This window comes from Streptomyces sp. NPDC102402 (assembly GCF_044765765.1).
GTDB lineage: Bacteria > Actinomycetota > Actinomycetes > Streptomycetales > Streptomycetaceae > Streptomyces.
The window spans coordinates 1-15,653 of record NZ_JBIWKR010000012.1 but is presented as its reverse complement, the minus strand read 5'-3'; the positions used below and the strand labels follow the sequence as shown (position 1 = coordinate 15,653).

Sequence of the window (15,653 nt, the reverse complement as noted above, 5' to 3'; positions counted from 1 at the left end):
GACGGGAAGCAGGCCGGAGCCGGTGGCGACAGAGGGTGGGATCACCGTGCGGCGGGCGCTGGAGCTGCCGGGGCTGCGCGGCGGGCTCCCGGAGGTACTGACCTGCGAGGACCGGCTGGACCGCAGGGTGCGCTGGGTGCACGCGGGTGAGGCGCCGAACATACCCGCCCTCCTCAAGGGCGGGGAACTGCTGCTCACGACGGGCCTCGGCCTCGGGGCCCGGCCCTCCGACCAGCGCGCCTTCGTCCGGAAGCTGGCCGACCGCGGCATCGCCGCCCTGGTCGTGGAGCTCGGACCGCGCTTCGGCAGGCTGCCCACGGCGATCGTGGAGGCGGCCAGGACGGCGGGGCTGCCGCTCGTCCAGCTGCACCGCGAGGTGCCGTTCGTGGCGGTGACCGAGGAGATCCACACCGAGATCGTCAACGGCCACTACGCCCTGCTCCAGCAGGCCGAGGAGGTCCACCGGCGGTGCACACAGGCGGTTCTCGGCGGCGGCGGGGTGCCGCAGGTCCTGGGGATCCTGGCGGACTTCGCCGCCAACCCGGTCTTCCTGGAGACCCCGGACGGCCGGCTGCTGTTCGCGGCGGGCACCGGGACGGGACCGGTGGGAGCCGATCCGCTGCAGGTCTGGGAGGGGCTGCGCGGGGCACGCGCGGCCCGGGACGCGCCACCGGCCGGAGCGGTCCTGGTCGAGGTGCCGGGTGGCGGGCCCGGCACCGGTTCCGTGCGCGCCCGGCTGGTGCTGCTGGCCGTGTCGGGGCCGCTGGCGGCGGTGCACCGGATGGCGGCCGAGCGGGCGGCGGGCATCCTGGCGGTCGTGCTGATGCAGGCCCGCCAGGAGGACGAAGTGGCGGCGCGGGGGCGCGGTGACTTCCTCACGGATCTCGCCGAGGGCAGGATCTCCTCCGGTGACGCGCCGGCGCAGGCCGCGGTTCTGGGGTTCAGGCCGGGCGGGCACCCGCTGCTGCCCGTGGTGATGCTGCTCGCCCCCGAGTCCGCCCCCTCGGGGAGCTGGGCGCTGCCGGCCGGAATCGTGACGGAGGAACTCGCGGCGGTCGGAGCACCGGTGCTGGTGGGGGTGCGCCCGGTGGAGGGCAGGGTTCTCCTGCTGCTGGCTCTGCGACCGGGTACGACCCGTACGGCCCTGGCCGACCGGGTGGCGGCGGCGCTACGGGCCGGAGCCGGGCGGGCGGGCCTCGACCGGGCGGGTGACCGTACCCCGGTCGTCGTGGTGGTCGGGGCCGAGGGCGGCTGGGCCACGGCGGGCGCGGGGCTGCGGCACGCGGCGGACGCCGCGACGGCCGCCCAGGGGCTGGACGAACGCCCCTGGTACGACGCGCGCCGACTGGACATCGACCTGCTGCTGTGGCGGCTGCGGGACCATCCGGACCTGGAGTCCTTCGTGGACCGGGCGATCGGGCCGCTGCGTGAGCACGACCGGACCTCCCGTCCGGCGCTGCTGCCCACCCTGGAGGCGTACCTCGCGCACGCGGGCCGCAAGGCGGAGGCCGCACGCGACCTGCATCTGAACCGCCAGACGCTCTACAACCGGCTGGCCCGCATCGGCGAGGTGCTCGGCACGGACCTCGACGACCCGCAGTCGGTGCTCGCCCTGAGCCTGGCCCTGAGGGCCCGCCGCCACACCCGCTGACCCCCGGCACCTCGCCGTACGCCGGGCTCGCGAACCGGGCACGATCCGGGCGGGACGGCCCTCAGGCGCGGTCCCCCGCCAGGGGCTGCGCCAACTCGTCGTAGACGGAGAGCACATGGGCGATCGAGTCCTCCTCGGTCGGCCAGCGGGCTGCCCGGGCGCGCCCGGACTCGGCGAGCCGTTCCCGCCGTACGGGGTCGCCGAGGAGCCCGGCTACCGCGCCGGCCAGCGCCTCGGCGTCGCCGTACGGGACCAGCGCGGCGGCGTCGCCGACGAGTTCGGGCAGACCGTCGGCTTGGGCCGCGACCAGGGGGATCCCGAGGCGGAGGGCCTCCTGGGCGAGCAGCGGCCCGCCCTCCCCTCGGCCGGCGAGCACGGCGATGTCGGCGGCGGCGAGGAGATCCCCGATGTCATCCGCGCCGCCGGCGAGGACGACGGGCAGGCCCTCGGCCGCGATCCGGCGCCGCAGGGCGCCCGGCCGGGGCCCCTCCCCCACGACGGCCAGCAGGGGCACGGGGTCCAGTGAGCGCCAGGTCCGTGCGGCGTCCAACAGGGCCTCCTGGCCGTCCTGGGCGACGGACACGAGCAACGGCCTGCCGACCGCCCCCAGTTCGGCACGGGCCTTGCCGTCGTCGGGGGCGCCCGGGAAGCGGCTCGCGGGGATCGGCGCGGCGGCGAGCCGGGCGTCCCTGGCACCCCGGCGGCGTGCGCGGTCGACCAGCTCCCACGAGGTGCCGAGGACAACGGCGGCCGCGCGGGCCGCCCTTCGCTCCAGCAGCCGCAGCAGCCGTCCGCGGGTGCCCTCGGCGTGGACCCGGGTGTGCCAGGTCACGACCAGAGGGGTGCCGCGGCCGCTGAGCGCGATCCCGGCGCGTACGGCGGCGTGCAGCCCGTGGGCGTGGACGATGTCGGCTCCGGTGCAGGCGGTCCGGAGGGCGGCGACGGCCGCGGGGTCGCTGCGCCGGGGCACCGCGACGAAGCGGGCACCGGCCACCGGAAGGCCGTGGGCGCGGCCCGTACCGGCCGGGGCACAGACGGTGACCTGCACGCCCCGGGCGACCAGTCCCGCGGCGAGCGAGCGGACATGAGCGCTGCTTCCGGCACCGCCGCCCAGGACTTGGACCGTACGCAGCTGTGACACGTTGATCGGCTCCCGGGGCTCCCGAGTCGGTGGTAGGTACAGCGCCAAGGATGCCAGTCCGTACGCACGTTCCGGGACCGATGAAACGTTGCTCCCGTCCTCTCGCCGGGAGCAGGACACCTCACCCCACTCTTTCGAGTGATGCATCGGTCCCCAGATTGACGTCAGCCGATCGTCATCCGTCGGCCCTCGCGGTCTCCAGCAGCTCCTCGGCGTGCGCCCGCGCGGTCTCCGAGTCCTCCTGTCCGGCGAGCATCCGGGAGAGCTCCCGCACCCGGTCCTCGCCCTCCAGGACCGTGACCCCGCTCCTGGTCACCGATCCGTCGACGGTCTTCTCGACCAGCAGCTGCCGGTCCGCGAAGGCCGCCACCTGCGGCAGGTGGGTGACCACGACGACCTGCGCGGACCGGGCGAGCTTCGCCAGCCGCCGGCCGACCTCGACGGCGGCCTTGCCGCCGACTCCCGCGTCGACCTCGTCGAAGAGGTACGTCGGCACGGGATCGGACCCCGCGAACACCACCTCGACGGCGAGCATCACCCGGGACAGCTCACCACCCGACGCGCCCTTGGCGATCGGCCGGGGCTGGGCACCGGGGTGCGGCGCCAGCAGGAGCTCCACCTCGTCGGCGCCGGACGGCCCGTAGAGCACGCTCCGGCCGCCGATGTCGATGCCGGACGCCTCGTCCGGCGCCTCGGTCTGCCCGATGGCGAAGGAGACCCGGGCGTGCGGCATGGCGAGCGACGCCAGCTCGTCCGTGACGGCCGCGGCGAAGCGCGCCGCCGCCTCCGTCCGGGCGTCGGTCAGTGCCTGCCCGAGGACGGAGAGTTCTCCGCGCAGCGCGTCGCGTTCGGCCGTCAGCTCTCCGATCCGCTCGTCGTCGCCCTCCAGCTCGGTCAGCCGGGAGGCGCCCTCCTCCGCCCAGGCCAGCACGGAGGAGATGTCCTCGCCGTACTTGCGGGTGAGCGCGGTGAGCGCGGCACGACGCTCCTCCACGGCGGCGAGCCGCAGCGGGTCGGCGTCCAGCTGGTCGGCGTATCCGGCGAGCTCGCCGCCCACGTCGCCGAGCAGGATCGAGATCTCCCCGATCCGGTCGGCGAGCGCGGCCAGCGCCGGATCGTGCGCCCGTACGGCGTCCAGGGACCGTCCGGCGGCGGCGACCACCGTGGTGGCGTCCACGCCCTCCTGGTCCTCCGGATCGCCCGCGAGCGCGGCGTGGGCGAGGGCCGCCGCCGAAGCGAGCGCCTCGGCGTGGCCGAGCCGCTCGGCTTCGGCGGCCAGCTCGGTGTCCTCCCCCGGCAGCGGCTCCACGGCGGCGACCTCGTCGAGGCCGAAGCGCAGCAGATCGGCCTCCTGTGCCCGGTCCCTGGCCCGCGTGGTCAGTTCGTCGAGCTCGGTGACGACCGCGCGCAGCCGCCGGTAGGCGGCGGCGTACGTGGTGTGGGGTGCCGCGACACCCTCGCCCGCGTACCGGTCGAGGGCCTGGCGCTGGCGGGCGGGCTTGAGGAGCCCCTGCTGGTCGGTCTGGCCGTGCACGGCGACGAGTTCGTCGGCGAGCTCGGCGAGCACTCCCACGGGCACGGATCTCCCCCCGAGATGGGCCCGGGAGCGCCCTTCCGCCGAGACGGTACGGCTGACGAGCAGCGCACCGTCCTCGATCTCGGCCCCCGCCTCCTCGGCGCGCAGCGCCGCCGCGTCGCCCGGGGACACCGTGATCCGCCCCTCGACGACCGCGGCCTTGGCACCGACCCGTACGAGGGCCGGGTCCGCGCGCCCGCCGAGCAGCAGCCCGAGGCTCGTGACGACCATGGTCTTGCCCGCGCCGGTCTCACCCGTCACCGCGGTGAAACCGGGTGACAGCTCCACCACCGCGTCGTCGATGACTCCGAGCGACCGTATCCGCATCTCCTCCAACACGGACATGACCTTACGAGGTCCGGAGCCCGGTGTGTGACGGGCCCCGGCGGCGGGTTCACTCACGCGGGTGTGAGCAGCGCCCCGGGCAGTCAGTGCGGAGCACCCCGCCAGCCCTGCACGGGCAGCGCGAACTTGGCCACCAGGCGGTCGGTGAAGGAGGCCTGGTGCAGGCGTGCGAGGCGTACGGGCACCGCCCCGCGCCGCACCTCGACCCTGGCCCCGGCGGGCAGCTCGACCGTCCGGCGGCCGTCGCACCACAGCACCCCGTGCGGGGTGTGGGGCTGCACCTCCACGGCCAGCACCGAGTCGGGCGAGGTCACCAGCGGCTTCGCGAACAGGGCGTGGGCGCTGATCGGCACCATCAGCAGCGCCTCGACCTCCGGCCAGACGACGGGGCCGCCGGCCGAGAAGGCGTACGCGGTCGAGCCGGTCGGGGTCGCGCAGACGATCCCGTCGCAGCCGAACCCGGTCACCGGGCGTCCGTCGATCTCCAGCACGACCTCGAGCATCCGCTCGGGGGAGACCTTCTGCACGGCGGCCTCGTTGAGCGCCCAGTCGGAGTGGACGACCTCACCGTTGCTGTGCACCAGGACGTCGAGCGTCATCCGCTCCTCGACCTGGTAGGCGCGGGTGACGACGCGGTCGACGACCTTGTCCAGGTCGTCACGCTCGGCCTCGGCGAGGAATCCCACCCTTCCGAGGTTGACGCCGAGCATCGGCACACCGGAGGCGCGGGAGATCTCGGCGCCGCGCAGCAGCGTCCCGTCCCCGCCGAGCACGATCAGCAGCTCGCAGCCGTCCACGGCCGCGGGTGTGGCGTCCGTGACCGTCATCACCGACGGCGGCAGCGGCAGGTCCTCCGCCTCCACGGCCAGCACCCGCACCCCCAGGCCGTTCTTCAACAAGCCCTGGACGACGAGCTCGGCGCTGCGGATCGCGGCCGGGCGGCCGGTGTGCGCCAGCAGGAAGACGGTGCGTTCCGCGTTCCCAGGTCGTGCCGCATGTGTCGTCAACGGGGCCCCTCCGCCACTGCACGGTCGACATCCGCGGGATCCAGCTCCGGTGCGCCGGCCCGCAGCCACAGAAAGTACTCGACATTTCCCGACGGGCCGGGCAGCGGGCTCGCCGTGACCCCCTGGACACCCAGGCCCAGCAGACCGGCCCGGCGCGCCACCTCCCGTACCGCCTCGGCCCGCAGCTCGGGGCTGCGGACCACACCTCCGCTGCCGAGGCGCTCCTTGCCCACCTCGAACTGCGGCTTCACCATGAGCACCAGGTCGGCGTCCGGTGCGGCGCAGCGCGCCAGGGCGGGGAGGACCAGACCGAGCGGGATGAACGACAGGTCGCCGACCACCAGGTCCACCTCCTTCCCGTCGATCTGTTCCACCGTCAGCTCACGCACGTTGGTACGGTCCTTGACGGTGACGCGTTCATCGGACTGGAGGGACCAGGCGAGCTGCCCGTAGCCGACGTCCACGGCCACGACGTGGCCGGCTCCGGCCCGCAGCAGCACATCGGTGAAGCCGCCGGTCGAGGCGCCGGCGTCCAGCGCCCGCCGCCCCTCGACCTTCAGCCCGAGGGGCGTGAAGGCGGCGAGGGCGCCCGCGAGTTTGTGCCCGCCGCGCGAGACGTACTCGGGGTCGCTGTCGTCCTTGACGACGACGACGGCGGCGCTGGTCTCGACCTGGGTGGCGGGCTTGGTCGCGGTGTTCCCGCCGACGGTCACCCGCCCGGCCGCGATCAGCTGGCTCGCGTGCTCACGCGAGCGGGCGAGCTTGCGGCGTACCAGCTCGGCGTCGAGGCGGCGACGTGCCACTCCTGCCACTTCTCGTTCAGCTCCTGTTGTCGTGCGTGGGCGTCGGTGCGGGTGCGGGCCGTGCGTCCAGCGCGGTCAGCTCGTCGCGCAGCCCACGGTGTACATCCTCGTACACCTCGGTGTGGCCGTCCGCCGCGAGGTGGTCGGCGTCGGCCAGGCGCTCCAGCCGCGCGTCGACACCGGCGTGCCCGGTGAGGGTGCGTGCGACACCGAGGGGTGCGGGCGGGGCGGGGTCGAAGGTGGGCGCGGGAGGCGCGGCGGGCTGCCCGGCGGCCGTCCCGCCCGCCTCACCCCGCTGCTCCGTGTCCGGCCCAGGCGTCCAGTCGCTCATGCGGGAACGCTACCCCGAACGGCCGGTGTACCGTCGGTGACGATGGCGACCATGGCGGAGTGCCGCAGCGCACTCGACACACTTTCCGACAACCTGGCGGGGGCCGACGGCGACGTGCGCGGCGCCGCCGCCCTCGACCGCTCGCTGAGCTGCCACATCAGGGATCTCGATGTGACGTTCACCGGACGGCTGGCGAACGGCCGGATCCGGGTGCTGGACACGCACGACGGCCCGCCCCGCGAGAAGGCCGAGATCCGCCTCGCGATGACCGGGGACGACCTGGTGGCCATGGTCGGCGGCGAGCTGAACTTCGCGAAGGCCTGGGGTTCGGGCCGGGTGCGGCTGGAGGCGGGCTTCCGCGATCTCCTGAAGCTCAAGTCACTGCTGTGACCCGGGGCCTCAGGCGGAGGCCTCCGCGCGCTTCCTGCGGGCCGCGGGGACGATGAGCGGAGTTCCCGTCTCGGGGTCGTCGATGACCTGGCAACGCATCCCGAAGACCTCCTCCACGAGCCGCGCGGTGACGACGTCGCCGGGTGCCCCCTCGGCGATGACCGCGCCCTCGCGCATGGCGATGAGGTGCGTGGCGTACCGGGCGGCGTGGTTGAGGTCGTGCAGCACGGCGACCAGTGTGCGGCCCTGCGTCTCGTGCAGTTCGGCGCAGAGGTCGAGCACCTCGATCTGGTGCTGGATGTCGAGGTAGGTCGTCGGTTCGTCGAGCAGGAGCAGCGGGGTCTGCTGGGCGAGGGCCATGGCGATCCAGACCCGCTGGCGCTGGCCGCCGGAGAGCTCGTCGACGTAACGGTCGGCGAGTGCGCCGACACCGGTCGACTCCATGGACTCCATCACGATCCGCTCGTCCTCGGGCGACCACTGGCGCAGCAGCCCCTGGTGCGGGTAGCGGCCGCGCGCGACGAGGTCGGCGACGGTGATGCCGTCCGGGGCCGTGGAGGACTGGGGCAGCAGACCCAGCGTCCTGGCGACCTTCTTCGCGGGCATGCGGTGGATGGACTGCCCGTCCAGCAGCACGTCGCCGGCGCTCGGCTTCAGCATCCGGGAGAGGGCGCGCAGCAGGGTCGACTTCCCGCAGGCGTTGGGGCCGACGATGACGGTGAAGGAGTTGTCGGGTATCTCGACCGAGAGGTTCTCCGCGATGACCCGCTGGTCGTAGCCGAGGGTCACCGAGTCCGCGGTGAGGCGCTGCATGGTCGTACTCCCGGAGTCGGTGGGATCGGTCTGCGAGGGGTCGGGCCCGCCCGGCTTCATATGCGTCCTGCCCGGCGCTCGGACACGAGGAGCCACAGCAGGTAGCAGCCGCCGAGCACGCCGGTCACGACGCCCACCGGGAGCTGGCGGTCCCCGAAGGCGTTCATGGCGGTCCAGTCGGCGACGAGGAGCAGGGCCGCTCCCGTGGCGGCCGCGGCGGCCAGGTTGGGGCCGGGTGCGCGGGTCAGCCGGCGGGCGACCTGCGGGGCGCTGAGCGAGACGAAGACGATGGGCCCCGCGGCGGCGGTGGCGACGGCGACGAGCAGCACGGCGCAGCTCAGCAGGACGAGCCGGGTGCGCTCCACGGGTACGCCCAGGGCGTGGGCGGCGTCGTCGCCCATCTCGATCATGCGCAGCGCCCGCCCGTGGCCGAGGATCAGGGGGATCAGGACGCAGCAGACCGCGAGGAGCGGCCAGACCTGTGCCCAGTCCCGGCCGTCGAGGGAGCCGGTCATCCAGACGACGGCGCGGGTGGCGTCGACGAGGTCGGCCTTGGTGATCAGGAAGTGGGTCACCGCGGTGAGCATCGCCGCGGCGCCGATGCCGACGAGGACGAGCCGGTAGCCGTGCACCCCGCGCTTCCAGGCCAGCAGGTAGACGGCGACACCCGTCAGCAGTCCGCCGCCGACGGCCCCCGCGGCGACCTCCGTGGGGCCGCCGTGGAAGAGCACGATCACGATGAGGGCGCCGACCGCGGAGCCCTGGCCGAAGCCGAGGACGTCCGGGCTTCCGAGCGGGTTGCGGGAAACGCTCTGGAAGACGGCGCCGCCGACACCGAGCGCCGCGCCGACGAGCAGCCCGACCAGGACCCTCGGCAGCCGCAGTTCGGTGACGATGAACTCCTGCTGGAAGGTGCCGTTGCCGAAGAGGGTGGTGACGACCTGCCCGGGTGACATGGAGTAGTCGCCGCTGCCGATCAGCACCACGGCGGCGAAGGCCGCCGCCGCGACGAGCAGCGCGATCACCGCGAACGCCCGTGCGTCCACACGGAAGGAGAGCCCGCCGGCCGTCCGTACGGCGTGGACCGTCCTCGTGGTGTCCTGCGGGGTCTTCACAGCCGGCCCATCCTCTTGCGTCGTACGAGATGGATGAAGACGGGCCCGCCCAGCAGTGCGGTGACGATGCCCACCTGCAGCTCGGAGGGGCGGGCGACGACCCTGCCCACCACGTCGGCGCCGAGCAGCAGCACAGGGGAGAGCACGGCCGCGTAGGGCAGGATCCACCGCATGTCCGGGCCGGTGATCGTGCGGACCAGGTGCGGGATCATCAGCCCGATGAAGACGATCGGCCCGCATGCGGCGGTCGCCGCGCCGCACAGCAGGGTGACGGCCACCATCGCGAGGACCCGGGTACGCGTCAGATGCGCGCCGAGCGCCTTGGCGGTGTCGTCGCCCATCTCCAGCGCGTTCAGCGGCCGGGCGATCAACAGGGCCAGGAGCACACCGAGCGCGATGAACGGCCACACCTTGCCGACGGTCTCCGGGGTCGCGGAGGCCAGCGATCCCACGGTCCAGAAGCGCAGCCGGTCCAGCGCCGCGGAGTCCAGCAGCTGTACGGCGTTGACGTAGCCGAACAGCGCCGCGGTGACCGCCGTGCCGGCGAGCGCCAGCCTTACCGGGTTCGCCGACCGGCTGCCACCGAGCAGGTACACGGCAACGGACACGATCGCGGCGCCGCCGAAGGCGAACCAGACGTACCCGGTCAGCGAGGTGACGCCGAGGAAGGAGATGGCCGAGACGACGGCCGCCGCCGCGCCCGCGTTGACGCCCAGGAGACCGGGCTCGGCGAGCGGGTTGCGGGTCAGTGCCTGCATCACCGCGCCGGCCAGCCCCAGGGCGGCCCCGACGATCAGCCCCAGCACGGTGCGCGGAACCCGCACATCCCGCACCAGGACGTCGCCGTTGGTGCCCGAGTAGTGGAACAGCCCGTGCCACACCTCGGAGAACGGGAGGGCCTTGGCACCGATCGCGACACTCGCGAGGCAGACCAGCACCAGCACACCCGCGGCGACCAGCAGGCCCGCGGCACGTACCGCGTGGCGTCCTGCGCGCGCAGGTGTGTCCGGCGCGGCTTCGGGGCCGGAACTCGATTCGGGGGGACTCTCGACCAACACGTGGTTAGGTTAGCCTATCCTCGTATCATCTCAACTTCCCCGTACGGTACGCGGTCCGGTGCCCTAAAGGTCCAGTCCGGCCACGGCCTTCGCGGCGTCCAGCGCGCACGCGCCCTCCCCGGCGTGCGTCCACGCCGCCCCGCACAGGGCTCGCAGCCCGTCGATCGCGTCGCCCTCGCCCTCCAGCACGAGCGCGTCCCCGCGCACCGCGGCCGTCCATCCGCCGCAGCGGAACCCGCCGTCCTCCTCCGACACCTCGGGCTGACCGGTGAGCAGCCCCCGCAGATCGCGGTCCACGTAGGTCGGGCGGTACTTGGGCTCGGCCGCGATCAGCTGTGCCGCGTCGGTCACCCCGGTGAGGACGAGCAGCGAGTCCACGCCACCGTTGAAGGCGCCCTCGATGTCCGTGTCCAGCCGGTCGCCGACGACCAATGGCCGCTTCGCCCCGGTCCGCAGCACGGTCTCGCGGTGCATCGGCGGCAGCGGCTTGCCCGCGACCTGCGGCTCGGCGCCGGTCGCGATCCGCACGACCTCCACCGCCGCGCCGTTGCCCGGCGCGATGCCGCGGGCGCCCGGAATCGTCAGGTCCGTGTTCGAGGCGAACCACACCGCTCCACGCCTGATCGCGTACGCCGCCTCCGCGAACCGGCCCCACGGGAGATCGGGCCCGCCGAACCCCTGCGCCACGGCGGCCGGATCGTCGTCCGCCGACTCCACCGGCACGAGGCCGCGCTCGCGCAGCGCGACCCGCAGCCCCTCCCCGCCGACCACGAGCACCTTGGCCCCGGGCGGCAGCTGATCGGCCATCAGCCTGGCCACGGCCTGTGCCGACGTGATGACATCAGCCGGATCGGCCGGCACCCCGAGCTCCGTCAGGTGCTCGGCCACCGCGTCCGGCGTCCGCAGCGCGTTGTTCGTCACGTACGCCAGGTGCATGCCGCCCGCGCGGGCGCTGCCCAGCGACCCGACGGCGTGAACGATCGCATGCCCGCCCGCGTACACCACCCCGTCGAGGTCGAGCAGGGCCGTGTCGTACGCCTCGCTCAGCGCCACGGCGCTTCCGAGCGGCCGGGACCTGTACTGCTGACTCATATGCCTGCGCTCCTCATTCCATGCTCCTCCCCCGATCATCGCGCATCCCGGGAGCGCACATACGATGCACAAATGAACACAACCGGGCCCGCCGCCGGCCGGGGACTGCGGCTGACCCCCTTCCGCGGACTGCGGTACGTCCCCGAGCAGGTCGGCAGCCTGGCGGCGGTGACCTCACCCCCGTACGACGTCGTCGTACGGCCCGACGGACTGCACCACCTGGAGTCCGCGGACCCGCACAACATCGTGCGGCTCATCCTTCCGCAGGCCGGCACGGCAGCCGCGCGCCACCGGCAGGCGGCCGACACCCTGCAGCGCTGGCTCACGGAGGGCGTCCTGGCCCCGGACCCGGAGCCCGTCCTCTACGTCTACGAGCAGCGGGCCGGTGACGTCCTTCAGCGCGGTGTGATCGGGGCTCTGGCGCTCTCCCCCGCCTCGGAGGGCATCGTGCTGCCGCACGAGGACGTCATGGCCGACGTGGTGGAGGACCGCGCCGATCTGATGCGTACGGCGGCCGCCCACCTCGAACCCCTGCTCCTCAGCTACGCGGGTGACGGCGGGCCGAGCGGCGCGACGGCCGTCATCGAGCGCGTGGTGGCACGGCTCCCGTTGCTCACCACGACGACCGAGGACGGCTTCGGTCACCGCCTCTGGGCCGTCACGGATCCCGCGGAGCGGGCGGAGATCGAGTCGGACCTGTCCCGGCGCCAGGCCCTGATCGCCGACGGTCACCACCGCTGGGCCACCTATCTCCGGCTCCAGAAGGAACACTCCGCCCCAGGCCCATGGGACTTCGGGCTCGTCCTGCTCGTCGACACCGCCCGCTATCCCCTGCGGGTGCGCGCCATCCACCGGCTGCTGCACCGGCTCCCGGTCGCCGACGCGCTCCGCGCCCTCGACGGCCACTTCCGGGTCCGGCCCGTCGACGGGCCCCTGCCCAGGGCCCTCGACGCACTCGCCGGCGCCGCGGCACAGGGCAACGCGTTCCTCCTCGCGGGCGACGGCCGTTTCCATCTGGCCGACAGGCCCGACGAGCGGCTGCTGGCCCGCACCATCCGGACCGACCGGCCCGCCGCCTGGCGCGCGCTCGACGCGACCGTGCTGCACTCCGCTCTCCTCGACGACGTCTGGGGGATCCCCGACGCCCCGGAGCACATCGCCTACATCCACGACGTCGCGGCGGCGGTCGAGCAGGCGGAGCGGCACGGCGCCACGGCGGTCCTGATGAATCCCGTGCGCGAGGAAACCGTCCGGGAGCTGGCCAGGCAGGGCGTCACGATGCCCCGCAAGTCGACCTCCTTCGGTCCCAAACCGGCCACGGGACTGGTCCTGCGCAGCCTGGACATCGACTGAGGCACCGCGGGCCGGGGCCGGAAGACCTGGCCGGCCTCCCCCGGGGCCGTGCGACGAGGCGGAAACGCAGAGAGGGCGGCACCCTGCCGGGTGCCGCCCTCTCCTCATGCCGTGTCCATCAGGCCTCAGGCCTTCGTGGAGCCGTCCACGTCGTCGCCCTGGCCGTCCGAGTGCTCGTCGGAGTCCGCGTCCGCGTCCTCGTCGGAGTCGTCGCCCTCGTCGAAGTCGTCGCCCTCGTCGGAGTCGTCGTCCTCGTCGAAGTCGTCGTCGGAGTCCTTGAGCGAGTCATCGCCCGCTTCGTCGTCCTGCTCCTTCGTGTCCACCGGCGTGTCGGCAGGATCGTCGTCCTCACCGAGCGCATCGACGAACTCGACACCGTCGAGCTCGGCAAGCCGGTCGGACGCATCGGTCGCGCCGTCCTTGTCGGCTTCCATGGCCTTGCCGAACCACTCACGGGCCTCGTCCTCCCGGCCTGCCTCCAGGAGCGCGTCGGCGTAGGCGTAGCGCAGACGCGGCGTCCACGAGTGGACCGCGCTGGAAGCGAGCTCGGGGCTCTGCAAGGTGACGATCGCGGCATCGATCTGGCCCATGTCCCTGCGGGCTCCCGCGGCGACCAGACGCATCTCGACCTGCCCGGCCTTGTCCAGCTTCTGCACCTCGGGCTCGCCGGCCATGGCCATCGCCCGCTCGGGACGGCCCAGTCCGCGCTCGCAGTCGGCCATGACGGGCCACAGGTCCACCGAGCCGGTCATCCGCCGTGACGCCCGGAACTCGGCCAGAGCCTCGGCGTACTTCTGCGTGGCATACGCCGCGAAGCCCGCAGCCTCACGCACGGCGGCGACCCTCGACGCCAGCCGGAGAGCGATGCGCGAGTACGCGTAGGCCTGCTCGGGGTCCTCGTCGATCAGGCGGGCGACCATGACGAGGTTCCGTGCGACGTCCTCAGCGAGGGTCTTCGGCAGGCTCAACAGCTCCTGGCGAACGTCCTTGTCGATCTCGTCGCCGGTGACGTCGTCGGGGATGGGAAGCCGCTTGATGGGCTCACGGTCCCGGTCGTCGCGGCCCTGGTAACCGCCACGGTCGTCGCGACCACGGTAACCACCGCGGTCGTTGCCCCGGTCGTTGTCACGGCGCGGACCGCGGTCGCGGTCGCCGCCCCGGCTGTCGTCGCGGCGGAAGCCGCCGCCGGTGCTGCCACCGCGGCTGTCGTCACGCCGGAAGCCACCGGGACGGTCGTCGTCACGACGCGGACCACGCGGCCGGTCGTCACGCCGCTCGAAGCCACCACCACTGGGACGGCCACCACGGTCATCACGACGCTCGAAGCCACCACCACTGGGACGGCCACCACGGTCATCACGACGCTCGAAGCCACCACCACTCGGACGGCCACCACGGTCATCACGCTGGCCACCGCGGTAGCCACCACGCTCGTCATCACGACGCGGGGCACGGTCATCACGTCGGAAGTTGCTCGACCGGTCGTCGTCACGGCGCGGACCGCGGTCTCGGTCGCCGCCCCGGCTGTCGTCGCGGCGGAAGCCGCCGCCGGTGCTGCCACCGCGGCTGTCGTCACGGCGGAAACCGCCGGGACGGTCGTCGTCACGACGCGGACCACGCGGCCGGTCGTCACGCCGCTCGAAGCCACCACTACTGGGACGGCCACCACGGTCGTCACGCTGGCCACCGCGGTAGCCACCACGCTCGTCATCACGACGCGGGGCACGGTCGCGGTCGTCGCGACGGAAACCGCCATCGCCGCCCCGGCTGTCGTCGCGGCGGAAACCGCCGCCGGTGCTGCCACCGCGGCTGTCGTCACGCCGGAAACCGCCGGGACGGTCGTCGTCACGACGCGGACCACGCGGCCGGTCGTCACGCCGCTCGAAGCCACCACCACTGGGACGGCCACCGCGGTCATCGCGCTGGCCACCCCGGTAGCCACCACGCTCGTCATCACGACGCGGGGCACGGTCGTCACGACGCTCGAAGCCACCACCGCTCGGACGGCCACCGCGGTCATCGCGCTGGCCACCCCGGTAGCCACCACGCTCGTCATCACGACGCGGGGCACGGTCATCACGCCGGAAGTTGCTCGACCGGTCGTCGTCACGGCGCGGACCGCGGTCACTGCTCCGGTCGTCGCGGCGGAAACCGCCGCCGGTGCTGCCACCGCGGCTGTCGTCACGCCGGAAGCCACCGGGACGGTCGTCGTCACGACGCGGACCACGCGGCCGGTCGTCACGCCGCTCGAAGCCACCACCGCTCGGACGGCCACCACGGTCATCACGCCGCTCGAAGCCACCACCACTGGGACGGCCACCACGGTCGTCGCGCTGGCCACCGCGGTAGCCACCACGCTCGTCATCACGACGCGGGGCACGGTCATCACGCCGGAAGCCACCACGGTCGTTGTCACGTCGAGGCGCGCCGGCCCGATCGTCACGGCCGCCTCGGAAGCCGCCCCTGTCACCGCCGTCCCGGCGACGCGGCTCGCGCTCCGGACGGTCGTCGGAAGAGTTGGTGGACATGGGGGTGACTCCTGTCATCGGGTACCACAGACATTCTCGCGCAGTCGACCATCCGACGCGCTTCGACAAAACAAAAAAAGGACCCTTGGCCCCAGCATGAACGCTGGGACCAAGGGCCCTGAAAGATTGTTCGGCGGCGTCCTACTCTCCCACAGGGTCCCCCCTGCAGTACCATCGGCGCTGAAAGGCTTAGCTTCCGGGTTCGGAATGTAACCGGGCGTTTCCCTAACGCAATGACCACCGAAACACTATCGACCACTCCACATAAGCGGAGATCGGCACTTAGCGAACAAGCACACTTTTCAGTTAAGTAGTGAAGCTGTTCAACCAGCACGACTGTTCGTGGCCTGGGAACAACACAGTGGACGCGAGCAACTGAGGACAAGCCCTCGGCCTATTAGTACCAGTCAGCTCCACCCGTTACCGGGCTTCCACATCTGGCCTATCAAC

14 protein-coding genes and 2 rRNA genes are annotated in these 15,653 nt (G+C 73.2%); 3 read left to right on the top strand and 13 right to left on the bottom strand.

Annotated features, from left to right (window positions below; all coding sequences use genetic code 11):
• Positions 1–22 precede the first annotated feature (22 nt).
• Positions 23–1,651, top strand: a complete 1,629-nt coding sequence (locus tag ACIRJR_RS28050; protein ID WP_403785658.1) for a PucR family transcriptional regulator — start codon at positions 23–25, stop codon at positions 1,649–1,651.
• A 61-nt stretch (positions 1,652–1,712) separates the two neighbouring features.
• On the opposite strand, the gene ACIRJR_RS28045 is transcribed toward ACIRJR_RS28050, so the two are convergent.
• The 5 genes from ACIRJR_RS28045 to ACIRJR_RS28025 all read right to left on the bottom strand — a co-directional run bounded on the left by ACIRJR_RS28045 (position 1,713) and on the right by ACIRJR_RS28025 (position 6,854).
• Complete coding sequence (locus tag ACIRJR_RS28045) at positions 1,713–2,792, bottom strand: glycosyltransferase family 4 protein (protein ID WP_403785656.1); 1,080 nt, start codon at positions 2,790–2,792, stop codon at positions 1,713–1,715.
• A gap of 175 nt (positions 2,793–2,967) precedes the next feature.
• Positions 2,968–4,713 carry a DNA repair protein RecN gene (gene recN / locus ACIRJR_RS28040; RefSeq protein ID WP_403785654.1) on the bottom strand — a complete coding sequence of 582 codons (1,746 nt, stop codon included), beginning with the start codon at positions 4,711–4,713 and terminating at the stop codon, positions 2,968–2,970.
• Between the two features lie 83 nt (positions 4,714–4,796).
• Positions 4,797–5,720, bottom strand: a complete 924-nt coding sequence (locus ACIRJR_RS28035) for an NAD kinase (RefSeq protein WP_403785652.1) — start codon at positions 5,718–5,720, stop codon at positions 4,797–4,799.
• Entirely contained in the window at positions 5,717–6,532 is an 816-nt protein-coding gene (locus ACIRJR_RS28030; protein WP_403785650.1) for a TlyA family RNA methyltransferase, read from the bottom strand. Before ACIRJR_RS28030 ends, ACIRJR_RS28035 begins: the two co-directional genes overlap by 4 nt.
• 7 nt (positions 6,533–6,539) lie before the next feature.
• On the bottom strand, positions 6,540–6,854 hold the full coding sequence (locus ACIRJR_RS28025) for a hypothetical protein (protein ID WP_403785648.1): 315 nt from the start codon (positions 6,852–6,854) through the stop codon (positions 6,540–6,542).
• Positions 6,855–6,896: 42 nt separating this feature from the next.
• On the opposite strand from ACIRJR_RS28025, the gene ACIRJR_RS28020 reads away from it, so the two are divergent.
• The gene (locus ACIRJR_RS28020; RefSeq protein ID WP_403785646.1) at positions 6,897–7,244 is read left to right on the top strand and encodes an SCP2 sterol-binding domain-containing protein; all 348 of its coding nucleotides are present in this window, start codon (positions 6,897–6,899) and stop codon (positions 7,242–7,244) included.
• 9 nt (positions 7,245–7,253) lie between these two features.
• Here the strand turns inward: ACIRJR_RS28020 and ACIRJR_RS28015 are convergent, their stop codons facing one another.
• The 4 genes from ACIRJR_RS28015 to ACIRJR_RS28000 all read right to left on the bottom strand — a co-directional run bounded on the left by ACIRJR_RS28015 (position 7,254) and on the right by ACIRJR_RS28000 (position 11,322).
• Positions 7,254–8,057, bottom strand: a complete 804-nt coding sequence (locus tag ACIRJR_RS28015) for an ABC transporter ATP-binding protein (RefSeq protein ID WP_403785644.1) — start codon at positions 8,055–8,057, stop codon at positions 7,254–7,256.
• Between the two features lie 56 nt (positions 8,058–8,113).
• A complete protein-coding gene (locus ACIRJR_RS28010; protein ID WP_403785642.1) occupies positions 8,114–9,172 on the bottom strand; it encodes a FecCD family ABC transporter permease in 1,059 nt (352 codons plus the stop codon).
• Positions 9,169–10,230, bottom strand: a complete 1,062-nt coding sequence (locus ACIRJR_RS28005; protein WP_403785640.1) for a FecCD family ABC transporter permease — start codon at positions 10,228–10,230, stop codon at positions 9,169–9,171. Before ACIRJR_RS28005 ends, ACIRJR_RS28010 begins: the two co-directional genes overlap by 4 nt.
• 63 nt (positions 10,231–10,293) lie before the next feature.
• Complete coding sequence (locus ACIRJR_RS28000; protein ID WP_403785638.1) at positions 10,294–11,322, bottom strand: HAD hydrolase-like protein; 1,029 nt, start codon at positions 11,320–11,322, stop codon at positions 10,294–10,296.
• Between the two features lie 72 nt (positions 11,323–11,394).
• Here ACIRJR_RS28000 and ACIRJR_RS27995 point away from each other — a divergent pair, with 72 nt between their 5' ends.
• Positions 11,395–12,675 (top strand): DUF1015 family protein, encoded by a 1,281-nt coding sequence (locus ACIRJR_RS27995; protein WP_403785636.1) that lies wholly within the window; start codon positions 11,395–11,397, stop codon positions 12,673–12,675.
• Between the two features lie 125 nt (positions 12,676–12,800).
• Here the strand turns inward: ACIRJR_RS27995 and ACIRJR_RS27990 are convergent, their stop codons facing one another.
• From ACIRJR_RS27990 to ACIRJR_RS27975, 4 genes are all read right to left on the bottom strand, one after another.
• The gene (locus ACIRJR_RS27990) at positions 12,801–13,643 is read right to left on the bottom strand and encodes a hypothetical protein (RefSeq protein WP_403785634.1); all 843 of its coding nucleotides are present in this window, start codon (positions 13,641–13,643) and stop codon (positions 12,801–12,803) included.
• Positions 13,640–15,118, bottom strand: coding sequence for a hypothetical protein (locus ACIRJR_RS27985; protein ID WP_403785631.1), 1,479 nt, complete (start codon positions 15,116–15,118; stop codon positions 13,640–13,642). The genes ACIRJR_RS27990 and ACIRJR_RS27985 overlap by 4 nt, the downstream gene beginning before the upstream one ends.
• A gap of 213 nt (positions 15,119–15,331) precedes the next feature.
• Positions 15,332–15,448: ribosomal RNA gene (gene rrf / locus ACIRJR_RS27980) — 5S ribosomal RNA — on the bottom strand.
• Between the two features lie 132 nt (positions 15,449–15,580).
• Positions 15,581–15,653: ribosomal RNA gene (locus ACIRJR_RS27975) — 23S ribosomal RNA — on the bottom strand; the annotation flags it as partial.